This is a genomic window from Advenella sp. S44, from assembly GCF_002810445.1.
Taxonomy (GTDB): domain Bacteria; phylum Pseudomonadota; class Gammaproteobacteria; order Burkholderiales; family Burkholderiaceae_B; genus Advenella.
The window spans coordinates 436103-460529 of the sequence record NZ_NEXS01000001.1 but is presented as its reverse complement, the minus strand read 5'-3'; the positions used below and the strand labels follow the sequence as shown (position 1 = coordinate 460529).

Annotated in this window: 22 protein-coding genes; 4 read left to right on the top strand and 18 right to left on the bottom strand. The window is 51.8% G+C overall.

Features of this window, described 5'->3' with window-relative positions:
* The first annotated feature begins 24 nt into the window (after window positions 1-24).
* A complete protein-coding gene (locus CAP48_RS02165; RefSeq protein WP_100694359.1) occupies window positions 25-372 on the top strand; it encodes a RidA family protein in 348 nt (115 codons plus the stop codon).
* Window positions 373-415: 43 nt separating this feature from the next.
* On the opposite strand, the gene CAP48_RS02160 is transcribed toward CAP48_RS02165, so the two are convergent.
* The 3 genes from CAP48_RS02160 to CAP48_RS02150 all read right to left on the bottom strand — a co-directional run bounded on the left by CAP48_RS02160 (window position 416) and on the right by CAP48_RS02150 (window position 3636).
* Complete coding sequence (locus tag CAP48_RS02160; RefSeq protein ID WP_100694358.1) at window positions 416-1120, bottom strand: IclR family transcriptional regulator; 705 nt, start codon at window positions 1118-1120, stop codon at window positions 416-418.
* 111 nt (window positions 1121-1231) lie between these two features.
* Window positions 1232-2122, bottom strand: a complete 891-nt coding sequence (locus tag CAP48_RS02155) for an NAD(P)-dependent oxidoreductase (RefSeq protein ID WP_242444292.1) — start codon at window positions 2120-2122, stop codon at window positions 1232-1234.
* Between the two features lie 38 nt (window positions 2123-2160).
* The gene (locus CAP48_RS02150) at window positions 2161-3636 is read right to left on the bottom strand and encodes an aldehyde dehydrogenase (RefSeq protein WP_100694356.1); all 1476 of its coding nucleotides are present in this window, start codon (window positions 3634-3636) and stop codon (window positions 2161-2163) included.
* Between the two features lie 245 nt (window positions 3637-3881).
* Here CAP48_RS02150 and CAP48_RS02145 point away from each other — a divergent pair, with 245 nt between their 5' ends.
* Window positions 3882-4850, top strand: a complete 969-nt coding sequence (locus CAP48_RS02145) for a tripartite tricarboxylate transporter substrate binding protein (protein ID WP_100694355.1) — start codon at window positions 3882-3884, stop codon at window positions 4848-4850.
* A gap of 293 nt (window positions 4851-5143) precedes the next feature.
* Here CAP48_RS02145 and CAP48_RS02140 read toward each other — a convergent pair whose 3' ends face one another.
* The 12 genes from CAP48_RS02140 to CAP48_RS02080 all read right to left on the bottom strand — a co-directional run bounded on the left by CAP48_RS02140 (window position 5144) and on the right by CAP48_RS02080 (window position 19027).
* The gene (locus CAP48_RS02140; protein WP_100694354.1) at window positions 5144-5803 is read right to left on the bottom strand and encodes a 3-oxoacid CoA-transferase subunit B; all 660 of its coding nucleotides are present in this window, start codon (window positions 5801-5803) and stop codon (window positions 5144-5146) included.
* Window positions 5796-6488 carry a 3-oxoacid CoA-transferase subunit A gene (locus CAP48_RS02135; RefSeq protein WP_100694353.1) on the bottom strand — a complete coding sequence of 231 codons (693 nt, stop codon included), beginning with the start codon at window positions 6486-6488 and terminating at the stop codon, window positions 5796-5798. The genes CAP48_RS02140 and CAP48_RS02135 overlap by 8 nt, the downstream gene beginning before the upstream one ends.
* 45 nt (window positions 6489-6533) lie before the next feature.
* Window positions 6534-7697, bottom strand: coding sequence for a thiolase (locus tag CAP48_RS02130; RefSeq protein WP_100694352.1), 1164 nt, complete (start codon window positions 7695-7697; stop codon window positions 6534-6536).
* Window positions 7690-8115, bottom strand: coding sequence for a Zn-ribbon domain-containing OB-fold protein (locus tag CAP48_RS02125; RefSeq protein WP_242444291.1), 426 nt, complete (start codon window positions 8113-8115; stop codon window positions 7690-7692). The genes CAP48_RS02130 and CAP48_RS02125 overlap by 8 nt, the downstream gene beginning before the upstream one ends.
* Before the next feature lie 19 nt (window positions 8116-8134).
* A complete protein-coding gene (locus CAP48_RS02120) occupies window positions 8135-10225 on the bottom strand; it encodes a 3-hydroxyacyl-CoA dehydrogenase NAD-binding domain-containing protein (protein ID WP_100694701.1) in 2091 nt (696 codons plus the stop codon).
* 2 nt (window positions 10226-10227) lie between these two features.
* On the bottom strand, window positions 10228-10443 hold the full coding sequence (locus CAP48_RS02115; protein ID WP_100694350.1) for an acetyl-CoA carboxylase biotin carboxyl carrier protein subunit: 216 nt from the start codon (window positions 10441-10443) through the stop codon (window positions 10228-10230).
* A gap of 52 nt (window positions 10444-10495) precedes the next feature.
* On the bottom strand, window positions 10496-11860 hold the full coding sequence (locus CAP48_RS02110) for an acetyl/propionyl/methylcrotonyl-CoA carboxylase subunit alpha (RefSeq protein WP_100694349.1): 1365 nt from the start codon (window positions 11858-11860) through the stop codon (window positions 10496-10498).
* Window positions 11861-11871: 11 nt separating this feature from the next.
* Window positions 11872-13419, bottom strand: a complete 1548-nt coding sequence (locus CAP48_RS02105) for an acyl-CoA carboxylase subunit beta (RefSeq protein ID WP_100694348.1) — start codon at window positions 13417-13419, stop codon at window positions 11872-11874.
* Between the two features lie 29 nt (window positions 13420-13448).
* Window positions 13449-14432 (bottom strand): tripartite tricarboxylate transporter substrate binding protein, encoded by a 984-nt coding sequence (locus tag CAP48_RS02100; RefSeq protein WP_100694347.1) that lies wholly within the window; start codon window positions 14430-14432, stop codon window positions 13449-13451.
* Between the two features lie 616 nt (window positions 14433-15048).
* A complete protein-coding gene (locus CAP48_RS02095) occupies window positions 15049-16722 on the bottom strand; it encodes an ABC-F family ATP-binding cassette domain-containing protein (protein ID WP_100694346.1) in 1674 nt (557 codons plus the stop codon).
* Between the two features lie 293 nt (window positions 16723-17015).
* Complete coding sequence (locus CAP48_RS20010) at window positions 17016-17573, bottom strand: hypothetical protein (protein WP_153045644.1); 558 nt, start codon at window positions 17571-17573, stop codon at window positions 17016-17018.
* 545 nt (window positions 17574-18118) lie between these two features.
* Window positions 18119-19027: an alpha/beta fold hydrolase gene (locus CAP48_RS02080; RefSeq protein ID WP_242444315.1), complete on the bottom strand. Its 909-nt coding sequence runs from the start codon at window positions 19025-19027 to the stop codon at window positions 18119-18121.
* Window positions 19028-19168: 141 nt separating this feature from the next.
* Here CAP48_RS02080 and CAP48_RS02075 point away from each other — a divergent pair, with 141 nt between their 5' ends.
* The gene (locus tag CAP48_RS02075) at window positions 19169-19747 is read left to right on the top strand and encodes a CGNR zinc finger domain-containing protein (RefSeq protein ID WP_100694342.1); all 579 of its coding nucleotides are present in this window, start codon (window positions 19169-19171) and stop codon (window positions 19745-19747) included.
* Window positions 19748-19944: 197 nt separating this feature from the next.
* On the opposite strand, the gene CAP48_RS02070 is transcribed toward CAP48_RS02075, so the two are convergent.
* From CAP48_RS02070 to CAP48_RS02060, 3 genes are all read right to left on the bottom strand, one after another.
* A complete protein-coding gene (locus CAP48_RS02070) occupies window positions 19945-20934 on the bottom strand; it encodes a tripartite tricarboxylate transporter substrate binding protein (RefSeq protein ID WP_100694341.1) in 990 nt (329 codons plus the stop codon).
* Between the two features lie 193 nt (window positions 20935-21127).
* The gene (locus CAP48_RS02065; protein ID WP_100694340.1) at window positions 21128-22066 is read right to left on the bottom strand and encodes an alpha/beta hydrolase; all 939 of its coding nucleotides are present in this window, start codon (window positions 22064-22066) and stop codon (window positions 21128-21130) included.
* A 24-nt stretch (window positions 22067-22090) separates the two neighbouring features.
* Window positions 22091-23257: a mandelate racemase/muconate lactonizing enzyme family protein gene (locus CAP48_RS02060; protein ID WP_100694339.1), complete on the bottom strand. Its 1167-nt coding sequence runs from the start codon at window positions 23255-23257 to the stop codon at window positions 22091-22093.
* A gap of 113 nt (window positions 23258-23370) precedes the next feature.
* On the opposite strand from CAP48_RS02060, the gene CAP48_RS02055 reads away from it, so the two are divergent.
* On the top strand, window positions 23371-24258 hold the full coding sequence (locus CAP48_RS02055; protein ID WP_100694338.1) for a LysR family transcriptional regulator: 888 nt from the start codon (window positions 23371-23373) through the stop codon (window positions 24256-24258).
* Window positions 24259-24427 lie beyond the last annotated feature (169 nt).

Here is a 24427-nt window from a genome sequence, read left to right as displayed (position 1 = left end):
AATATCACCACAGGAGACATAACCATGACTATTGAACGCATCAACGCAGGAAACCGCATGAGTCAGCTGGTATCGGCAAACGGCATGATTTTTATATCCGGCCAGGTTGCTGAAAATCGGGAAGGCACATTGCAAGAGCAAACGCTCAATATATTGAAAAATATTGATCTTTTGCTGGCTGAGGCGGGCTCAAGTAAAAGCAAGCTGCTTAAAGTCGACGTTTACCTGGCCGCCATTATTGATTTTGACGCATTCAATATCGTTTACGACAAGTGGATCGATCCGGCTTGTCCGCCAGCCCGGGTTTGCTCGGAAGCGCGGCTGGCAGACTCGAGAATTAAAGTGGAAATTGCTGCGGTTGCATTGGCATAAGTGGTGTGGTTGGGGCCTTTAACTGAGAAAAGGAGGCACGTCTTCAGGATTCGGGCCAATGTCCGCCCAGCAATTGCGTCGCTTGCGCAGCAGCAATAAGCGCTTGTTTGGTCATCTTGGAAATTGCCTTGTTCGTGAAACGCTCTTTCGGGCCCGACAGCGATATCGCGCCGACAATCTGGTTGCCCGGACCAAATACGGCGACTGCCACTGCAGCACAGTTTGGATCGCGTTCGCCCAGGGAGACTGCGGTTACGTTGGGCAGTTTTGGCTCCAGGCTGGTACTGCGAAAACGCGTGATCAGCTTACCGGCTGCCCCACGATCCAGTGGGAGCAAGTCGCCCGCATCAATACGATCCAGCGTCGAATGGTGAGAGTCTATGCGCAGCAGACAAAGCCGGGTGCTGCTGCTGTCATACACATGGAAAGATGCGCTTTCTGTATCTTGCGCCACCAACCCGGCCAGGATAGGGCGAAGCACTTCAACCAGATGGTGGGTAGCCTCGTACGCCCGGCCCAACTGATAAGCATAAGGGCCTAGCACATAGCTACCGTCTGCGCGCCTGGCGACAAGCGAGGCTTTTTCAAGTGATGCGATAAGGCGCAGTAACGTGCTTTTGTATAAGCCGGTACTGCGCGCAAGGTCTGCCAGGGCCATAGGCGTTGCTTCACTGGACATCGCCTGCAAGATAGCGATTGCACGATCGACGGCAGCAACTCCGCTCTCTGATGATTGATTGGCATCCATATTCTGTCTAACCGTGTACCCCAATGGTGAGTACAGTATTATGCCATAACACAACGGCACGACGCCAAGGCGCCATCGGCAACGCTATATGACATATTCCAACTAAATAAATCAGCTTTCCTCCAGCACAAGGCTAATGGCTGGCGCGTATTTATCGCCATGTCCCTGCGCGATGGCAGCGTCAAAACTGGCAATCACATTTCTCGCTCCGCTAGCATCCACCTTCACTGATTCGGCCAGGGCCACTGCATATTGCAGATCCTTGCGCGCGTACGTTACCGGGAAGGCGCGCTCAGGAAACACTTGCGGCACAATGGATTTGAGACCGTGATTGCGTAATGCAAAGCTATCGGCCGAGCCTGTAGACATAGCCTGGAACAGCGTCTCGGGATCCACACCGGCGCGAGCGCCAATAGCCCGTGCTTCAGCCAGTGCCTGCACGGTTTCATACAATACCATGTTGTTCAGGATCTTGATGACCTGTCCTGCGCCAACATCCCCCCCATAGGTGATATCGGTTGCAAACATACCGAGCAGCGGTCGAATTCGGTCAAACAGTGTGCTTTCGGCACCGACGGGCACGGCCAGCGAACCGGCCTCGGCTGCGGCTCGTGTGCGCATCACAGGCGCATCGGCAAAATGGATCTCCCGTTGTGCAAACTTGGCAGCCAGGTCACGTGTCAGCGGCACCGGCGATGTGCTCAGATCAACAACCACCTGGGCACGATGGCACAAACTGAGCAACCCGCTATCTTCCTGGCCTTCCACAACATTGCGAACAATCTCCCCTGACGGCAACGACATAAAAATAACGTCAGCAGAAGCAGCAATCTCTGCTATCGACGCCTTGCGCACCCCGAATTCGGCAAGCCGCTCCAGTGGCGCGTTGTCACGATCGTTCGCCAGTACGGGTAGGCCCGATTTTTGCGCCAGATGACGGCAAATTGGCTCGCCCATCACGCCGACTCCAATAAAGCCGATTATTTTGAATGTAAACATCATGTTCCTTTATTGCAAATGTCAATATTTTGTGACGGTAGTCAGGGCAAACTGCGCGGGTCCATACTCCAATATATTCCCTTGCTTTGCTGATAAATGCGCACGCCATTGATGCCCTTTTCGCGGCCAATGCCACTATTTTTGAATCCACCAAAAGGCGTGGAAATAGACAGTTGTTTGTAGGTATTGATCCACACCAGTCCGGTTTCCAACGCGCAGGCAATGCGCCACGCACGTTGATAGTTGGATGTCCAAATACCCGATGCGAGCCCATATACGCTGTCATTCGCCTGTTTTATCAGATCCTCTTCATCTTCAAATGCAAGCACGCACAGCACGGGTCCAAAAATTTCCTCACGCACACATGTGTTCTGATTATTCAGTTCAGTAATGATAGTGGGCAGATAGAAAGCCCCTTGCTGTAATTCCGGTTGCTCAGGGCGCTTACCGCCCAGGCGTATTTTGCCGCCTTCATCCCGAGCACTATCTACCAATTGCTCAATGCGCTCGCGGTGAGCAAACGTGGCCAGTGGCCCCATTTCCACGTTGGCGTCCTCCGGCAAACCCACTTTGATACGCTCGGTCCGCTCAATCAGCAGCGTCAGCAGCTTCTCATATACACTGCGCTGAACGAACAGGCGCGAGCCTGCCACGCAAGATTGCCCACTACCTTCAAAAATACCGCCGACAATGCCCTCGACCGCGGCTGCCAGATTTGCGTCATCAAATACAATATGGGGCGACTTGCCGCCCAGCTCCAGGGCGACGGGTATGATCCGATCAGCAGCGACCATGCCGATGGCACGCCCGCTGGCAGTACCCCCGGTAAACGAGATCATTCGAACACCGGGATGTTCTACGAGTGCCTTGCCTGTGGTTGCCCCGTGGCCCGTCAGCACATTCAATATGCCGGGCGGCAGCCCTGCGGCCAGCCCCAACTCGCCCAACAACACAGCGGCGGATGGTGTTACCTCGGATGGCTTCAGGATAACGGCGTTTCCTGCCGCCAGGGCAGGCGCGACCTTTTGTGCTTCCATCGTCAGCGGTGAATTCCAAGGGGTAATCGCAGCAACAACGCCATAGGGCTCATAAGCAACCATAGAAAGATAATTCCCACGCGACGGTGTCACCTCAGCGCCAAGTGTTTCGCATACGCCAGCGTAATAACGAAATGTTGCCGCCGCACTGGCGGCCTGGTTCTTGCACTCTGCCCACACTTTGCCATTTTCCATCATTTGCAGGCGGGCGAAATCCTCGGCTCGCTCCGTGATCAGCGCGGCCATTCGATTAAGAATCTGTGCCCGTGCATGTGGCAGCATATCGCGCCATGAAGATTGCCGGGCGGCATTCGTTGCCGTACGCACAGCCAGATTAACATCTTCGTGGTTGGCCGTTGACAGCCGGTAATTTACCTGGCCACTAGCAGGATTGATTGATTCAAAATAGTCCTGTTCATGCGAAACCCATTCACCATTTATCAAAAAGGCTTTGGGGGTTAAATTTGTCTGTTGTTCCATCAACTCACTCCGCATTCTAAAATGTTCTGTTTAACAGAACGTTCATTCTATTTTTATTATTATATCTGACAATCTAATTGTCAAGGACCCGCTGCCGTCATCCGTATTCAATACTTGCAAAATGTTTGCCTACTCTTCATAATCACAAAATAGAACGATAGTTCTATTTTTATAAAATAGAATCGACATATTGAACGTAGCGCGCATAACCCGGTGCGTACTGACATAGACAGAGGAGAAACAGGATGAACTTCCAAACCTTGGCGCTTGCCGCCAGCCTATCGATATTGACCGTATCCCCGGCGTCATATGCGGGCAACTACCCCGATAAACCAATTGAAATGGTCATTCCCTATGCCGCAGGTGGAGCGACTGATGTCATTGCTCGCATGGTCATAAGTCAATTGCCCGAAGAGCTAGGGCAACCGGTGGTTGCTGTGAATCGACCTGGCGCGGGAACAACCCTGGCGGCCAGTGGTGTTGCTCGTGCTGCTTCCGATGGATACACCCTCTATACAACTACTGCAGCTCACACCATTAGCGCAAGCTTATATCGCAAGCTGAACTATGATCCCATAAAGGATTTCACGCCTATTCATTTGATCGCCAGGATTCCAATCGTGCTTGTCACAAGCCCCAATTACAAAGTAGATTCTCTGGACGAGTACATCCGCAAGGCCAAGAACAGCAAGGACGGAATTACGGTGGGCTCGCCTGGCAATGGCTCGCCGCAACACCTGGCCCAAGCGATGTTTCAGAATAAGACCGGGGCCAAATTCATACACGTGCCCTATCGCGGGGATGCACCGCTTATTACCGATATGCTTGCCGGACAGGTGCAATCGGCGTTCATCACCTTATCTGCTGCCCTGCCTCAAATCCAGTCCGGCAAACTGCATGCGGTTGCAATTGCCAACCCGACACGGATTGACGCCATTAAGGATGTACCCACAATGACTGAGGCCGGATTAAAAGATTTCAATGCTGCAACCTGGTTTGGTATTTTCGGTCCGGCCGGCCTCAAGTCCGAGATCCAACAGAAATTGCACGCGGCTTCGGCAAAGGTGGCCTCTGATGCCCCCTTTACCAAGCGCATAGAAGATATGGGCGGCCAGATCATGGAATTAAATCCACAGCAATTCGGAGACTATGTAAAGTCGGAAGCTGATCAATGGGCTCAAGCGGTGAACCTCTCGGGTGCCCGCGTCGATTGAAACCTGCCAGTTTGATTGACCAGCGTCCAATGTGCTATGCCAGTTGAAATAGCGACACTAGCAGATAGAATTCTTGCGACTTGAGCTACTGGCCCGTTATGATCATAAAGACGGTTTTCAAGGTTCATTGCTGTGGCACCATGTCATGCGGGGGAACCCCTGGTCGAAGTCGGGCTCTATGCGGATAGCTTCTTTACAAATTGTCTTCTAAACTTTGAACAACGGCCAGCGTGCCGGGGGTGGTACTTCCCGGCACGCTTTAATTCAATCATTTGGACTGCGGTCAGTCGCATTTACAACGCAACAACGTCTTTGTTCATTTTCAGCGGCGCCGCTGTTAAAGCCTGCAAGTTATCAAAAGTCAATCCTTGCACCATTGCCGACACCAGCAATCCATTATTGGTGATATCTATAATGGCTAGATCAGTATATATCCTGTCTACAACCGATTTACCTGTTAACGGATAATCACAATCAGGCACTATCTTGGGTTCGCCTTCTCGCGTTACGTGTTCCATGGTGACATACACTTTCTTTGCTCCCACAACCAGATCCATTGCCCCGCCGACAGCAGGAATAGCATCTGCGCGCCCGGTATCCCAATTGGCAAGATCGCCAAGTGCAGATACCTGAAAGGCGCCTAATACAGTCAAGTCGATATGACCACCACGCATCATGGCGAAAGAGGTTGCGTGGTCAGTGATCGAGGAGCCCGGAATGATCGTGACGGGCTCCTTGCTGGCATTGATCAAATCCAAATCCAGCGGCGCATCACTATCTCCCGGTCCCATCCCGACGATGCCGTTTTCGGTGTGCAGAATTACCTCTCTGTCGTCTGGCAAGTATTGGGCTATCAAGGTGGGAATACCGATGCCCAGATTAACGTAACAGCCGTCAGGGATGTCAGCTGCAACCAATCTGGCGATGTCAGCCCGCGATAGTTTCTTATACATGGTGATCTCTCTTGACTTCGATAATGCGCTTGACGAATATGCCTGGCGTTACGATTTGTTCGGGAGGAAGCGCCCCCAAGGCAAGAATACTGTCTACCTGTGCAATAGTAGTTGTCGCCGCCATGGCCATGATCGGTCCGAAATTCCGACCGGCATAACGGTAGGTCAGATTTCCCCATCGATCGCCATACTGGGCTTTGATAAAGGCAAAATCGCCCTTCAACGGATACTCCAGTACGTAGCCTATGCCATCTTCCACCCTGACTTCCTTGCCCTGTGCCAGGGCAGTGCCATACGACGTTGGTGTATAAAACGGCCCCAGTCCAGATCCCGCCGCGCGCATTCGTTCGGCCATCGTGCCTTGCGGAACACATTCAAGCGCTATACGCTTATCACGATAAGCATCAGCGAATGCGCTGGCATTGGGCTGCTGTTTGTTGGATGAGCGTGCGAATGAACATATCATTTTACTCACTCGACCAGCTTCGATTAATTGACTCAGACCTATTGGACCATTGCCCGCATTATTGTTCACGATAGTCAGATCACGCGCACCTTGGTCCAGAAGCGCACAAATCAGTTCCGTAGGAACACCGGACGCCCCAAAGCCGCCTATAAGTATGGTTGCGCCATCGTGCACATCTGCCACTGCTGTTTCCAGGTCGGCGAAGGTTTTGTTAAGCATTTTTGTCCCTGATTGATTGAGGGGTCGTATCGACCAACATTGTGGTCAAGGCTGCACGTTCCCCAGGATAGCTGTCGATTGACTTGACAATGTTCCTCCGTTGCCATGTACAAGTGCTATGCTGGCCGATGGAACCTGACGTTGCCCCCCTTCTGCGCGAAGCTGGCGTACCGCTTCAATAAGGGTAAAGATGCCATACATGCCGGGATGAACACAGGAAAGCCCGCCGCCATTGGTATTGACCGGAGTATGACCGCCCGGTGCGATGCCGCCATTTTCAACGAAGGAGCCACCTTCTCCTTTGGGGCAAAAACCCAGATCTTCCAGAAAAAGCAGTACATTTATCGTAAAGGCGTCATAAAGCTGGAGCAAATCTATGTCTTTGTGATCAACACCCGCCATTTGCATTGCGCGAGGCCCTGATTCAGAAGCGGCTGTCACCGTAAGATCATGCATGGAAGAAACCTGTCGATTCCACACTGCGGTTGCGCTGCCCAGCACATACACGGGTTTAACAGGCAGATCGCGAGCCCTGTCCGCCGCCACGAGCACATAGGCCCCGGCGCCATCAGTAACCAGGCAGCAATCCCTGACTGAAAATGGGTCAGAGATCATGCGTGCCGCCAGGACATCATCAATGCTCATTGGATCGCGCATAAACGCTTCTGGATTGAGCTGAGCCCATTTTCTGGCGGCGACTGCCACTTCCGCCAACTGACGCCTCGTTGTTCCATATTGATACATATGTCGCTGTGCAGCCAGTGCGTATGAGGTAACGGGAGACAGCGGCTTGTACGGTTGCTCGTAAGGCTGGGGATCAAGCAGTGCCCGTGCTTTTACCCCTTCTTTACGGCCGAACGTTGCTGTCCTCTGTGTGCTCCCATAACATACCAGCACTGCATTACATTGCCCTGAGGCAATGGCCTGCATGGCCGGCAGCAGATGTGCCAGGAAACTGGATCCACCTAACATGGTGCTTTCGATAAACTTCGGGCGAAGCCCCAGGTATTCGATAGCGGGTAACGCCCACATCGTGGCTGAAGAGCTGCAGGTTGCAATTCCGTCTATGTCGGCCATGGTCAGGCCGGCGTTGGCAACCGCTTGCGTTGCTGCCTGAGCCAACAATTCCATTTCCGTGTAGCCATGCGCTTCACCCATACCGGCTACTCCAACCCCAGCAATAACTGCCTTGCCACGTAGATCAAGCATGGGCAACCTCCACAGCATCAAACACAACGACAGCGGCGTCGTCGCGACGCGCAACCCGGGCCTGCACTTTCTGACCGATATGAATATCCGCCAAAGCACAATTTTCAATTGAGCTCATTAGCCTTACCCCTTCTTCAAGATCAATCAGCACAACGTTATAATCACCGCCTGCTTCAGGCTTGCGCCGTACGATGCTGTAAGAATATACCGTCCCGGTGCCAGAAGGCTTGTTCCAGATTAACTGGCTGCCTCCGCAATGAACACACAACGTTCTCGGATAGAATTGGTGTTTGTGACAGTCGACACATTGCTGTATTTCAAATATTCCCTGTTCAAGCCGCTCGAAATAGTAGGCTTCAGGGCCTTTGTGCTCAGACGCCATAATTGCTCCTTGTTGAATCTGCTGGTTATTTGCCATATACCTGCCGGCAGGTGAGTTACAGGTCCGAAAATTTTCCACCGTTTTGTGCCAGCTGCGTCAGCAATGGTGCGGGCGACCAGTAATCGCCAAACCGTTCATGAAAGTCTTTAACGGTCTCAAGCACTGCTGACAAGCCGACACTGTCTGCATAGAACATGGGCCCACCGCGAAACATCGGGAATCCATATCCGGCCACATAGACCACATCGATATCAGAAGGCCGCTGTGCAATTTTGTCTTGCACGATTTTTGCACCTTCATTGACCAGGGCGTAGATAGTGCGTGCGATAATTTCCTGATCTGAAATCTCGCGCCTGGTGATTCCCGCCAGCTGCGCGCAGCGTGCAATTAGCACATCGATTTCGGGATCAGGCAAGGGCGTGCGACTGCCAGACGCATAACGATAGAATCCTGAACCAGTCTTCTGGCCGAATCGCCCCATTTCGCAAATCCGATCCGCAACACATGAGTAGCGAAGATGGGGGGGACGGCTTGCGGCCTGGCGTTTCCTTGCCGCCCAACTGATGTCCAGGCCTGCCATGTCCTGCATCTCTAAAGGTCCCATCGCCATACCAAAGCTGCGCAAGGCACCGTCAATTTGAGCAGGGCTGGCTCCCTCCTCCAACAGAAAATAGGCCTCGCGCGTGTAATGGCTGATCATGCGGTTGCCGACAAAACCGTCGCACACCCCCACAAGCACCGGCGTTTTATCCATCTTGACCGCCAATTTGAATACGGCATTGATGACTTGGTCTGATGTATGAGCGCCTTTGACAACTTCCAGCAATTTCATGACATTTGCAGGACTGAAAAAATGCATGCCCAGGATCTTCTCTTTGCGAGAAGTCACCGCAGCAATTTCGTCAATATCCAGTCTGGAGGTATTGGAGGCCAGAATCGTGTCCATGTTGCACACCGAATCCAGGCGAGTGAAAATCTCCTTTTTCACCGCCATATCTTCGAATGCCGCTTCGATAATCAGATCTGAGTCCGACAGATCTTCATACCGGGTCGTTCGCTGAATCAACAGTAACCGTTGCTGCACCTGGCTTTCGGTGAAACGGCCGCGTTTGACATTACCGGCATAGTTGTGCTGGATCGTCTCCCAACCTTTCTTGAGGGCAGCATCAGACTGCTCGAGTAACACAACCGGAATTCCGGCATTGGCCAGACTCATGGCAATGCCACCACCCATAGTACCTGCACCGACAACACCGACCTTGCGAATGGCAAAAGAAGCCCCGTTCATGGCAGGTCGCTTTCCTGCTTTTCTCTCGGCAAAAAATATATGCCGCAACGCTTTGGATTGTTCGCCATTGACAAGCAAGGCGAACTGCTCTGCCTCATAGGCCAAGCCCGATGAAAGATCGGTTGAAAGCGACTTTGCAACGCATTCGATACATGTCAAGGGGGCCGTACATCCGCGATATTTTCGTTTTGCCTTTTTCCTGGCGTTCTCAAAGACCGCTTCATCGACGGACTCGTCAAGTGGCGCTTGGTCAATATGCGATCGAGCCCGCGCTCCCTGTATAATCGAAACAGCATAGGCACACGCCTCGTCCAGCAGACTGCCAGCCGCTACTTGGTCCACAAGACTACAGGCCAGCGCCTGATCAGCTGTCAGGGGCTCTCCGCCCACAATGATATCCAACGCTGCGGGCACACCAACTAGCCGTGGCAGTCGCTGCGTCCCGCCTGCGCCGGGCAACACCCCCAGCTTGACCTCCGGCAGGCCCAATTTCGCCTCTTGCGAAACAACTCGCGCGTGACAACCCAAAGTCAACTCCAGGCCTCCACCCAAAGCGATGCCATTGATGGCTGCGACAACAGGCTTGGCTGCATTTTCAATGATTGAAATAATCTCTCTGAGCACAGGCTGCACGCCAGTTTTTGGCGTATTGAATTCGCGGATATCCGCGCCACCCGAGAAGAATCGCCCTGTGCCGGTCAAAACAATCGCCTGGACCATAGAATTGGCGATGGCTGACGTCAATGCTTCACCTAGTTGCACTCTTAACTGGCTGCCCAGGCTATTTACCGGCGGATTGTCGATTCTTATTAAGGCAACAGCGGCTCCCTGAAAATGTCGTATTTCAGTTGTAATCATAATCATTCTTCGATTTCAGCCAATGCCTGTGTTTCGTCAACTTCGTCACCCACAGCAGCCAATATTCTAACTACTGTGCCGGAATGTTCTGCTTCGACGGGAAGTTCCATCTTCATCGATTCAATGATTGCGATTTCGTCTCCCTCCTTTACACTTTGGCCGACCTGTAACTGAAGGCTGATTATTCGACCTGCTACTGACGACTCCAGATATTTCATATTCGTTTCCTCGACTTTAGTGATTGGTGATAGGCCGTGCAAATTGCGCTATCTAGCTTGTTATTGCGGTTTGTTGGATTTGCCTCAGCATATCCGTAGACACCTGTCCTTGCCTGAAGCCGGGATATGACAGGACATCCTGTATGAACGGGATATTGTGCTTTACGCCTTCAATTCTGAAGTCCTTCAACGCGGCAATTAAGTTGTCTATTGCAGCATCTCGATCATTGCCCCAGGCGATGGCCTTGGCCAGCATCGGATCGTAGTGGCTGGACACCCGCGTTCCACTGCAGTACCCGGTTTCGATCCGTACCGATTGGTGCACAGGAGGCTCAAATGCCGTCAGAAAACCTGGCGACGGAAAAAACCGTATCGGATCCTCGGCATACACGCGAGCTTCAATGGCGTGCCCTTTCAGAACAGGTCGCTCAGGTATTACTTCGTCCAGCCTGGCCCCTGCTGCCAACCGTATTTGGGCATGGACCAAATCAATGCCGGTAACCGCTTCCGTTACCGCGTGTTCAACTTGCAGACGAGTATTTACTTCCAGGAATACAAATCCAGATTGCGGTGTGTACAACATTTCGACAGTTCCGATGACATCGTATTGCAGCCTGGAAAGTATCGTCTCCAGTTTGCTTGCCATAGCGTCGATGATGCTTCTGGCCAGTGCCGGCGCCGGTGCTTCCTCGATGACTTTTTGATGGCGTCTTTGCGTTGAGCAATCTCTTTCGAAAACGCAACGGGCATTTCCGTAGCGATCAGCCAGAAATTGGAACTCAATGTGGCGCGGTGTTTCAATGAGTTGCTCCACAAACAGATCAGCCTGAGAGAAAAACCGCTGTGCTAACGTGCTCGCTTGCTGCCACGATTTTTCAACCTCCTGCTCACGACGGATTGGAATCATACCGATTCCCCCACCCCCGCCCGCTGGCTTGAGCAATACGGGATAGCCAATATCCTTTATGGCAACAAGAGCCGCCTCCAATGACGGCAAGACGTCGGAACTGCGGGCCATAGGCATACCATGCCGGCTCATCAACGCTCTGGCCTGAGACTTATGTCCAAGCTCACGAATAAACCTCGGGCTTGGCCCGATGAATACCATGCCGTCTGCCTGTACTTGCTCAGCAAAATCGGCGTTTTCTGATAAAAAGCCATACCCGGGGTGAATAGCATCCGCACCACTGCATTTAGCGACATCCAGAATTGCCTTTGTATTCAGGTAACTTGCCTGTGCGGCGGGCGGTCCGATCGCGTATGCTTCGTCGGCTTCTTTCCAGTAGGGTAAGTCGTGATCTGCTTCTGAATAGACCGCAACTGACTGTATGCCGAGTTCACGCAGCGCACGTATGACTCGTTGCGCCACCGCTGCTCTGTTTGCGACAAGTACTTTGCGCAATTGTTGTTCGCTCATCGGTGCTTACCTCAAGGACGATAGCTAAACGATCGGGGACCGGGCTTCAATATTGGCGCCACGACATCCACAAACTCTTCCAGCAATGCGCGGGTGCTAACGGGATCAATCACGTTCTCAATAACAAATGCCTCTGCACTTCTGAACGGGGAAGTGAGTGCACGCACACGCTCTTCTATTTCAATCAACTTTTCTTCCGGCTTCTCGGCGGCCTCCAATTCGCTTTTGTAAGCGACCTCTAATCCACCTTCGACAGGCAGCGAACCCCATTGCGCGGAAGGCCAGGCATATCGGAAATTGAAACGTCCGTCGCTCTGATGGCCACCGGCTGCAACGCCGAACGCTTTACGCACGATAAAGGTACACCACGGTACAGTGGATTGTGCAACCGCCGTTAGCGCACGTACCCCATAGCGCATGGCACCTTCTTTCTCGGCAGCTAGCCCGATCTGAAAACCGGGCACATCAACGAAATTGACAACGGGGAAATGAAATAATTCGGCCAGATCAAGCATGCGCACAAATTTTTCAGAGGCTTGTTTGTCCCAGGCGCCGCCATAGTAATAAGGGTCGCTGGCGATTATCACTACAGGCAACCCTTTAATCCGCGCTAATCCAGTGATTAACGGACGTCCCCAGCGCGCCCCGATTTCCATGAACGACCCTTCATCTACCAAAGCATTTACGATAGGCCGCATTTTGTACACGGAACGATTATCTTGAGGGACCACGGTACGTAGCCACTCGAATTGCTCAGATGCAGGCGGTTTTTCTTCGGTGCGAGGTGGCAGCTCAAATACCGAGCGGGGCATATAGGAAAGAAAACGGCGTGTCCGTTCAAACGCCTCCTCTTCGCTGTTCACTTCATCATCACAGACGCCATTACGAGTGTGGATGGCACTACCGCCCAATTCGTTTTTTTCGAGTTTCTGCCCGATTCTGGCTACAACGGGCGGACCAGCAATGAACATTTGTGAGGTATTTTTCACCATAATCGAATAATGGCTTGTTGTTACCCTTGCGGCGCCTAACCCGGCTACCGAACCCAGAGCCATCGAAACAACGGGTACGGTCGCCAGATTTTGCGTCATAGCTGGCCACATGCGCAGCTTCGGCAGCAAGGCATGGCCTTTGACTTCAATATTTTTTACCGAACCGCCGCCCCCTGTACCGTCCACCAGGCGAATCAGAGGTAACTGAAGATCCCGCGCCATACTCTCGGACGCCATAAGCTTGTCACCGACCGATCCGTCGTTTGCTCCGCCGCGCACGGTGAAATCATCAGCGGCCAACACCACGGGTCGGGAATCGATACGCGCTCTGCCAGTTATAAAATTTGATGGTACAAAGTCAATTAAACGACCATGTGAGTCGTATCGCCCTGTTCCGGCCAAGTCTCCGACCTCATAAAATGATCCGGCATCAACCAGTTTGCCAATTCGATCTCTGACTGGCAGCCTGCCGTTGGCTCTATGCCGGGCGACCTTATCTTCGCCTCCCATTTGCTCTGACAGTCTTGTTCTGAGCGCCAGTTCATCCAACTCTTTATCCCAAACCATATACAACTCCACTCGCCCGTATGAGGCTTTTATTCTTCAACTTTAATATTTGCGCGCATAATCAACTCACTGTTTGTTCCCAGCTCCGTCTTGATTTTGCTGATGAACTCCTCTGACGATTGAGTCAGAATATTTCCTTGAGGCATAAGACGGTTTTTGATTTCCGGATCCTGAACGACGGCGGCAATCTCGCGATTGAGAAGCTCGATTATTTCCGGCGGTGTTCCTGCCGGCGCGAACGTACCCACCCAGAAGGAAATGTCAAAGTCGGGAAAACCTGTTTCTGCCACTGCCGGTACATCTGGCAGATCCCGCCAACGCTCCTTGGTTGATACGGCAAGGGGCTTGAGTTTCCCCGATTTCATAAGATGAACGCCACTTAATGTATCGAACCCAAAATCAATCTCCTGACTAAGCAGCGCGGTTTCCATGGGCGCAGCACCTCGATACGGTATATGCACCATTTGCGTGGAAGACATGGTGGCCAGTTGTGCACCAGCCAGATGCATCAGGTTGCCATTTCCAGCAGAGCCATAGGTGACCTTGTCGGGCTCAGCCTTGGCTTTATTGACGAGGTCTTTCACACTATTGATATTCTTGGTGCGAGGATTCTGAGGATTGATTGCAAGTACAAATGGCACGGACAGGACCGTACTGATAGGCGCTAAGTCTTCTAATGGCTGATAGCCAAGCTTTTTGTACAGTATTGGATTGACGGTGATAGAACTGGAGTTGCTCACTAACAAAGTGTATCCGTCCGGCTTCGCCTGAGCCACAGCCGTCGCCGCGAGTATTCCATTTGCACCGGTCTTGTTTTCCACGACGAAATTTGCATTCAGCTTGCGGGACAAACCTTCGGCAATGATTCTTGAAACGAGGTCGATGGTGCTACCTGGACTGAAGCCCACGACCAGCCGTACCGGCTGCTTCGGATAATCTGCAGCGCGAGCCAAGGGTGCCACAGTCAAAGTGAAAATTGCGGTTATGGCCGCAATAACATGCTTGAAATGCATAAGGGTCTCCTGTTTTATTTATTAGCCAAGGCGAAAACCTTCGCTGCCGCGCAGCTTTACGTTGTTATGCCTGACGAAACATGCGTTCTATTCTATAGTTGTATAAAATGAATTGTCAAGCTCGAGAAGGAATGGAAGACGCGGCATGAAGCCGCATCTTCGGATTTATTAAAGTTGGGTCATCGGGCTGTGCGGTAGAAAACACTGGATGCAGTTGCAGAATCGAGAGGCAACGGCCGCGCTGATTCTCGCATCGGTTCAGGCATGCACAGTACTGATATACGGCATGGTTGCGTGCACATTTATTGGCGTTATTCTGTTTTGCGAGACAAGCAGCAAGCGCGTTCAACGCGCCCGTGGTTGGTGACGCCCAGTCTTGAGCAGTTAGTGTCCGGAAAGCAGGTATGTACGTTCCGGACCGGGATTAATAAACGGATTCTAAATGACTACCAGGCTGGAGATCACATTTATCACTATCACGGCCGTCATGTTGACCCATGAGAGGCGGGTTCGTCATTTGCCGCCGCAGCACGATAGCTGCAGAGTCGTGATCATCTCGCTACAGGCCTGGGTTTCGCTCTTTATACCGCCCCGACCGGCACAGTTTGACGAACTATCACTTTGCATTGCGCGAGCTTGCCGTTTCGCGCTGACGCTTGGCCTCTTCCAGCAGATAGATCTGGTAATCATCCAGGTCGCCGTCAAAGTCTGTCATGCCGCCACGCGAGACCAGCCAAAATTCATCGCAGACTGACCGCAGCAATGCACGGTCGTGGCTGACCAGCATTGCCGAGCCTTCAAACTCGTTTAATGCAACGCTCAGGGCCTCGCGTGTGGCCAGATCCAGGTGATTGGTCGGCTCATCCAGCAGCAGGAAATTGGGGCGCTGCCAGACAATCATGCACAATACCAGCCGCGCTTTTTCACCGCCGCTCATGCTGCCCACAGACTGTTTGACCATATCACCACTGAAATTAAAAGTGCCCAGGAAATTGCGCAGCCCCTGTTCACGACAGTCCATAGCGCTGGGTCGCATGCTGGCGGGTGTATCGCGCACCAGACGTATCATGTGCTCCAGCGGGCTGTCGGCTGGCCGCAAGACGTCCAGTTCCTGCTGCGAGAAGTAACCGATATTCAGGCCTTTGCCTGGGATAATATCGCCTGCGATCGGCGTCAGGGCGCCAGCAATGGTTTTTACCAGCGTTGATTTTCCTTGCCCGTTGGCGCCAAGAATGCCAATGCGTTGACCGGCCAGTACTGAGCGGTTGATGTTCTTCACGATGACAGTTGGCATGGCATCGGCCGGCGCGTCTTCGGACGGCAGGTAGCCAAAGCTGGCGTCCGTCATCGACAACATGGGATTGGGCATGCTAAGCGGCTGCTTAAATTCGAACTGGAATTCGGCGTCGGCCAGCATGGGCGCAATTTTTTCCATGCGCTCAAGTGCCTTGACACGACTTTGCGCCTGCTTGGCCTTGCTGGCTTTGGCCTTGAAGCGGTCAATAAATTTTTGTAGATGCGCAACCTTTTCCTGTTGCTTGGCGTGCGCCGCCTGTTGCAGCAACATTTGCTCAGCGCGCATATCTTCGAATTTGCTGTAATTGCCACCGTAGCGCACCAGCGTACCGTTGTCGATATGCAGTGTCACGTTGGTGACAGCGTCCAGGAATTCACGATCATGACTGATCACAACCATGGTGCCGGCATAGTTTTTGAGCCACGCTTCCAGCCACACCAAGGCGTCCAGATCCAGGTGATTGGTTGGCTCATCAAGCAACAACAAGTCCGAGGGGCACATCAACGCTCGTGCCAGTTGCAGGCGCATGCGCCAGCCGCCTGAAAAACTGTTTACGGGCCGGTCAAGTTCGGCCACGCTAAAGCCAAGGCCCAGGATAAGTGCCTGCGCACGGGAAGCGGCATCATGCGCCCCCGCGTCATGCAAGGCCATATAGGCGTGCGCCATACGCATGCCGTCATCACTGGCCTCGGATGCAGCAACTTCGGTTTGAGCGGCCAGCAGGAGGGTATCGCCCTCCACCACGAAGTCCGTTGCGCTTTGCTCAGTTTCCGGCATATCCTGCGCCACCTGCGACATGCGCCATTGCGATGGAATGGAAAACTCGCCGCCATCTTCGTGCAACGTGCCATTGAGCAATGCAAATAATGAAGACTTGCCCGCACCGTTGCGGCCCACCAGGCCCACCTTTTCTGCAGGATTGAGTGTGACTGACGTTTTATCGAGCAATACTTTGCTGCCGCGACGCAAGGTCACGTTCTTGAGAATAATCATTGAGGGCAGGTCTTCATTTTCGGGAACAAAAACCCCAGCCGAGACTGACCGGGATGTGATCAAGGATGACGGGGCGAGAAGCCGAACGGGCAGCTTACCTGACGGCAAGATGGCGACAACGGCGAAAAAGGAAGGGGCAATTGTAGCAGCAGAGACTCAAATTCGGGCTCCATCGTGGGTGCGGACGCGACCAACGCCACTGCTATTGACTGGATGACGGGCTATTTTTCCCAATTAACGGTCGATTACGCACGCAGTGGCACCCGGCTCGTTGAACTTAGCCAGCATCGTAATCACCTCTGAAGCCACTGTCTGATATTACGATATCGATTTTGCCATTTATATTGCCTATAGAGCATATGTTGCTCATCATAAGTCAGCTGTACAGGCGCATAACTGTCAATCAAGCGAAGTAGATTGAAATGAGCAACCTTGCTGGCAACCCACCACATTGGATCTCCAACGAAATGCCTGAAGCTACAGCGCTCAAAATCGACAAGGCCTACACTGCCGTCCGGCTGAACAATCACGTCACGTGCTGGCAACGAATGGCGGGCAACGCCACAAAGCAGCAAATTTTCAATCAATACACGAAGCTGAGCAAAGAACTGATCAGGGATATGATCTGCAAGTGATAGTGGCGTACCCGGAATGCGCTCTATAGCAATGCAACGATGCGTGGGGGAGTAAGAAAACAGTGACGGTATACCTTCTATGTATGCAAGGCGCTTTAATGCAGTGACTTCTCTATTAAACCGGATCGCACTTTTTTTGCCGTGTGCAAAAACCTTTATTACTCGGTCCTGCTTGATCTCGACATGATTAATTTTTGAAATGTCTAAATCTGACATAATGTCTTACCTATTTGCAAAATGCTACTCATCTTCTATAAATGTCGCTGTCAACTGCGGCTCTTATCGCAGGCAAGATTAAAAAATATGCGCAACTAGGGAAATGCCGATATTTGTATTTTGCCAAGCAGAATCTTCAGTGTAATAGACCGAAAAATTTATTTCATTAGTGTGTCAAAAATGTAATAATCTTGTAATGTAATGTACATTTTGCTGAATACCGGCTTAACAAAATGTAATCGGCAAATCAATGAAGTCTCGCACCAGAGCAAACGCGTAATGTCGACTTCAGGCCATCTACGTTTACGCTCATCAACGAATTTTGCTTGTCACTGATATTTTCTTGAAAAAATGTAAACTTTTAACGGCATGCATATGGCGCAGCCAGCCTTGCCCGCCCGGCAAGTGCAACGTCGACTGGAGGTGACGACGGCCTGGAAAAAGTTTCTCAGAAGGGAAATGGCTGCGACATAAAATGGCCCGCAGCGTAGTGCGGGCCATGCCAGCATAGCCGTAGCGTGCGAAGCGCATGCCTTAGCGCACGGTCACTTTACGTTCTTGTCCAGAAATTCGCGCACGACAGGAATAATTTCTTTGCCGTGCGTTTCCAGGGCGAAGTGACCGGTATCGTAAAAACGAATATCTGCTTCAGCAATGTCGCGCTGCCACGCCTGGGCGCCCGCGGGCAGGAAAAATGGGTCGTTTTTACCCCAAACGGCAAGCAATGGCGGCTGATACTGACGGAAATAGGCCTGAAATTCGGGATATTTTTCTACGTTGGAGGCATAGTCCAGCAGCAAATCCAGTTGTATCTCTGCCATGCCCGGCCGGGCGATGAATGCGCCTTCCAGGGTATAGCTGTCTGGCGCCACGACACTCACGTCGCTGACCCCTTCAAGATATTGCCATTTGACTGACGCCGGTGTCGGAAAGTCAGCCAGGGCCTGCCGGTTTTCCTGGGTGGGCGCTTGCCAATACTGGCGTATCGGTTCCCAGCCCTTGGCCAGACCCTCTTCATAGGCATTTCCATTCTGCGAAATAATTGCCGTCACACGGTCAGGATGAGCCAAGGCCAGGCGCCATCCTACGGGAGCGCCATAGTCGTGCACCGCCAGGGCATAGCGGTCAAGCTTTAGCTGAGCCGTGAATTGCTCAATCGTTTTCGTGATATTGGCGAATGAATATTCATACTTGCCACGCTCGGGAGATTCTGTAAATCCAAATGCCGGCAAATCCGGCGCGATAACGTGGTATCTATCTGCCAGTGCTGCAATAAGGTCGCGCCACATGTACGAGGACGCGGCAAAACCATGCAGCAGCAGGACGGCCGGCGCGCCAGGATCGCCGGCTTCGCGATAGAAAACGTTCACCTTGCCAACCTGCTCGTAACGATAATGAACTTGTGGGCTTTGCGAGACAGCGGCACTAGCGAGCTGCGCGTCTCCTGTAAGCATCGCCGCAGCCGCACCGGCCGAGGCTGCCATCGATTTAGTGGATATCATAACTGGCTCCTTAGTAACCTGTAAATATTGAGATTGCAGGTTATCAGCAATAAGAGTATCCTGTCAACATACAAATTACCGGTTACGTCTATCATGCCCTCTGTCGCTAGTGGAACGCCTTTATTTATCGCTAATAATCTTGCGCTGGACTTTATCAACACCACATATGGCATGGGCCTTCGGCATTGCGATTGCTTCGATGACGACAGCAGTGTGCTGGAATGGCTCAGGCTCGCCGGGATACTGCCCGATGATTGTCGGCGGGCGCCGGCGGGGTTGGCCAAGCTGGCGCGCGCACTCAGGGACAATGCCCGAACAGTGATTCTTGCCGCCAAAACAGCAAGTCCGGCAGAACCCGTCGTCATTAATCAGGTATTGGAGTCGGGCCGCCCAACGCAGGAACTCGCGTGGGATGCAACCAGCAATGAATTCAAGATCGTCAGGCATCGGCACAATGTGAATGCAGCCAGCCTGCTTGAACCTGTTGCACAAGCGCTTGTGCATTTGTTGCTGCATGAGAATCTGCAGCTTGTGCGGCAATGCGAAGCGCATGATTGCACATTATTCTTTCACGACCAGACCAAGTCACATCGGCGCCGCTGGTGCAGTATGGCCTCTTGTGGAAACAGAATGAAAGCCGCGGCCCATCGCGCCCGCAAGAGCGGGCAATAGGAATATGCCATACCGCAATAGGCAGGCGCACCGCGATGTCAGGTGCTTATGCCATTTCGGATTGGCCTGCGGTCTTTTCTGATTGACGGAGGCTGATATTGAATTTGCGCCGGGACGTCCCCTCATGCGGCCCCGGCCGGCTGATTTATCATGGTGCGAACACTTGTTGGGTAGCGGTAAACCCATATTGAATACCGCTATTTCGAATGCTCTTTGGTCAGCCCAAGTTTATTCAACAAGTCTGAATACAAGGTCACTTCTGCGTCAACCACTTTCTGAAACTCACTGTTTGAGATCGGATCGACGCCCAACCCCATGCCCTGATATCTGGATTTGGCTTCTGGCGTTTGTAAATAGTCTTGAACTACTTTTTCAATTGCGGCAAGATCCTGCGCAGATGTCTCTTTCGGCGCCATTAACCCGATCCAGGAGGCGATATCGAAATCTTTCAGTTCGGTGACCTCGGCAATGGGCGGTACTTCTGGAAGTGAAGCGCTGCGTTCCTTGGAGGAAATGCCATATGCCGTAACTTGGTTGGATTTTAATATGCCAGCTATTGATGCAACGGTATCAAACATATACGTCACGCGCCCTGACTGGACATCAGTTAACGCTGTGGAGCTGCCTTTATAGGGTACATGCACTGCCTCAATCCCATTGCCCAGGTTGAATGCTTCCGCCATCAAGTGCGTGGCCGAGCCGTTTCCCGAGGATGCAAACGTATACTTTCCTGGATTTTCCTTAAGCACTTTAATCAGTTCATTAATATTCTTTGCCGGAAAATCCGCCGCTGTTACAAGAACCGATGGGCTCTTGGCAATCATGGCGGCCGGCACAAAATCGGATGCCTCATAAGGTGTATCGTTCAACAATGGACTAATGACGACTGAACCGGTGGAACCGGCAAGCAGGGTATAGCCGTCGTTTTTGGCGCGTGCCACATACGCGCTACCGACAGCGCCGCCTGCCCCTGCCTTGTTGGAGATAAAGAAAGTTTGTCCCAGTTTCTCCGACAGTTCGTTGGCAATCGCGCGTGCCGCGATATCAGTGGCTTGCCCCGCCGTCCATGGCACGACAATTTCAACCGTCTTATTTGGGTATTTATCTTGCGCCCAACCCGCAGTCGCTCCCATCATCACAATCGTGATTGCCGCCCTGGCAATGTTTTGTTTTACCGTACCAAGCATATTTTGTCTCCCAGATTAAAATCTTATTGGTTCAAATTTTTTACGTCAGAAAAACCTCGCCCCCGCGATGCCCCGGCGGCACGAGAAAAAGTCCCGTGCGCTCGTCAATACCTGTGGTGTCACAGCGCGTCAGCAACGTCGGGCTGTGACACCGCATGCCTATTGCACCCGCAATGTATATGGCACCCGGTAGCTAATTTCCAAAGCGTTCTTTTAACAACACGGCAGCTTCTGTGATTGCTTCAAACGCTTCGGGGATAATCCGCCCCCGTGTCACAAAGCCGTGAACCTGTCCCGTGAATCGGCGCAACGTCACTTTAACCCCCGCTTGCACCAAACGTAATGCATACGCCTCACCTTCGTCTGCCAGAGGATCGAAGCCGGCTGTGATAACTAACGCTTCGGGCAACCCCGACAGATCTTCGTAGTAGATGGGGGAAGCTCGCCAGTTTTTCTTTTCAGAAGCGCTCGTGAAGTATTGCGTCGCATAAAAATCAATATTCTTTTTTGTTAATATATAGCCGGTTTGGAAACGACGCTTGCTTTCATAATCACCATACTGATCCGTTACGGGATACAGCAATATCTGCAGGGCCACTTTCGGCAAACCGGTACGCTTCATATCAATGGCGGCAACCGTTGCGAGGTTTGCGCCCGCGCTATCGCCCATGAGCGCAATTCGATTTTCATCAATCTCCAGCTCTGCTGCATGTGCGCGTACCCAGTGTACGGCAGATATCGCGTCCTCTACCGCAGCCGGGAATTTGCTTTCCGGCGCCCGGCGATAGTCGACAGCGATCACGACACAACCGGACTGCTTGCATATTTGACGGCAAACAATATCATGGCTTTCCAGATCGCCCAGCACAAAGCCGCCGCCGTGAAAGAAGATGACCACTGGCGCGTTAGACACTGCGGTCTGGGCTCTATAAATTCTGGCCGGGATATTGACCGCAAACCCTTTAATGACAGAATCTACAACGCTTGGCAACGGTGGCGGATCAGGCTGCAATTGCGCCCGTTGTGCATTTGACAGATCCCGTAACTGTGCGACTGAAATCTGATCCGGCGGCGGATTGTTTTGCTTGCGGGACAAATCAATCAATGCTTGAGCACTTTTATCCAGCTTCATGTCAGGGCTCCGTGTTGACAAACGTTAAGAGGAAAGCTTGTGCATTTCTTCAAACAAATCAGCCTTACCCTCAAAGCCGATGCCCACCAAATCCGGCATCGTGATATAGCCATTCTCGACCTTGACACCATCGGGAAAGCCGCCAAAGGGTTGGAACAAGTCGGGATAAGACTCGTTGCCCCCCAGTCCCAGGCCTGCAGCAATATTCAGAGACATCTGGTGTCCGCCGTGAGGAATGCATCGTTGTGCTGACCAGCCATGTTCATGCAGCATGTCCAAAGTACGCAGATATTCAACGAGTCCATAGCTTAAGGCGCAGTCAAATTGCAGCCAGTCGCGGTCTGAACGCATACCGCCGTATCGGATCAGGTTGCGGGCATCCTGCATGGAGAATAAATTTTCTCCCGTCGCCATTGGATTGGGATAATAATTGCGCAGTGCTGCCTGTAATTCATAATCTAGCGGGTCGCCTGGCTCTTCGTACCAGAACAGATCGTATTGCGACAGCGCTTTTGCGTATGCAATGGCGGTATCAAGATCAAAGCGACCATTGGCGTCAACCGCCAATTTCTGGCCGTCCTGCAATACACTCAGAATCGAGTCGATTCGACGCAAGTCCTCATCCAGAGACGCTCCGCCAATTTTTTTCTTAACAACAGTGTATCCACGGTCAATGTAGCTGCGCATTTCGTCTTTGAGTTTTTCGTGATCCTGACCAGGGTAGTAATAACCACCTGCTGCATAAACAAAAACCTTTGGATCCGGTTTTCCATTTCCGTACTTATCGGCAAGAAGTTGAAATAGCGGTTTACCTTCTATTTTGGCTACCGCATCCCAAACAGCCATGTCGATAGTCCCAATCGCCACTGACCGCTCGCCATGCCCGCCAGGCTTTTCATTGAGGAACATGGTCGACCAAATTTTGTGCGGATCCAAATTCGTACCTTCGTCATTGAGCAGCGACTGCGGATCAGCTTCCATCAAACGAGGAATAAAGCGCTCGCGCATCAACGTTCCCTGCCCATAGCGCCCGTTAGAATTGAATCCGTACCCCACGACAGGCTTACCGTCTCGTATTACATCCGTAATCACAGCCACTAAACTCAGTGTCATTTTGCTAAAGTCAATATAGGCATTGCGGATGGGTGAACTGATCGGCAATGTTTTTTCACGGATTTCGACAATTTTCATAGTGGCTCAGGTGTGGCTATTTAGATAGTAACGAGAGCCCTCATGGTAATGCGCTTTTCATTCAAATGAATTAAATTACAATTAATTCATTATTAACTATTAATTAACGATTAATGATATCTGATCTCGAATTTGTTGTGACGCTTGCTCGTCTGGAAAACCTTGCCGCTACAGCGCGCGCTTTGAACGTCACCCCTCCGGCTATTACAAAAAGATTAGCATCCCTGGAGAAACGGCTCGGAGTCCGTTTAGTGAATCGGACAACCCGTAGCTTGAGTCTGACCAGCGAAGGGCAATCTTATGTTCTTCATGCCGGGAGAATTCTTGGGCAAATTCGGGAAATGGAAGACTTGGTATCCTCAGGACGTACGCCTCGGGGTCTGCTCAGGGTGAATGCGACGCTGGGATTCGGAAGAACGACCATCGCGCCTTTAGTATCGGATTTTGTCAAATTGAATCCGCAAATTGAAGTGCAATTGGAAGTTACCGACAGGCCAATAGATTTGGTCGAAAGTGGTTTTGATCTGGCGATTCGCTTCGGCGCATTGGCAGACAGGCGACTTAATGCCCGTCGAATTTTATCCAACAGACGTTTTCTTTGTGCGTCTCCGCTGTACCTTGAGCAATACGGCACCCCCACACGCCTGGCAGACTTGGCCCAACACAGGTGCATTATTCACAGGCAGAATGATGATGCATATGGCATATGGCGATTTGTCCATCAAAATCACAGTGAAGTGGTAAAAGTCGAAGGAATGTTGTCCAGCAATGATGGCGATATTGTCCTTGGCTGGGCATTGGACGGGCACGGAATTTTAATACGATCGGAATGGGATCTGGCCAAGTATTTACACAGCGGGCGGCTCAAAAGGGTATTGCCGGATTTTATTCTGCCAACCGCCGACCTGTTTGTTTACTATCCTAGCCAACGCAACCTTGCCATGCGAACACGACTTTTTATTGACTTTCTTGTTGAGCATTTTGATAGTAATAAAACTTGAATCTCATCAAGGGAATATTTTTGAAATTGACTCGAGAGAAATTTGACGAACCGAGTCCAAATCTGTTGTCCCCAGGTGAGTTTGCGTTACGAATTAATGAAGTCATGCATGACTGGCTTACGATACAACAAGTGCAGCACATCAATGTATGAATCGCACACCCGCAGCT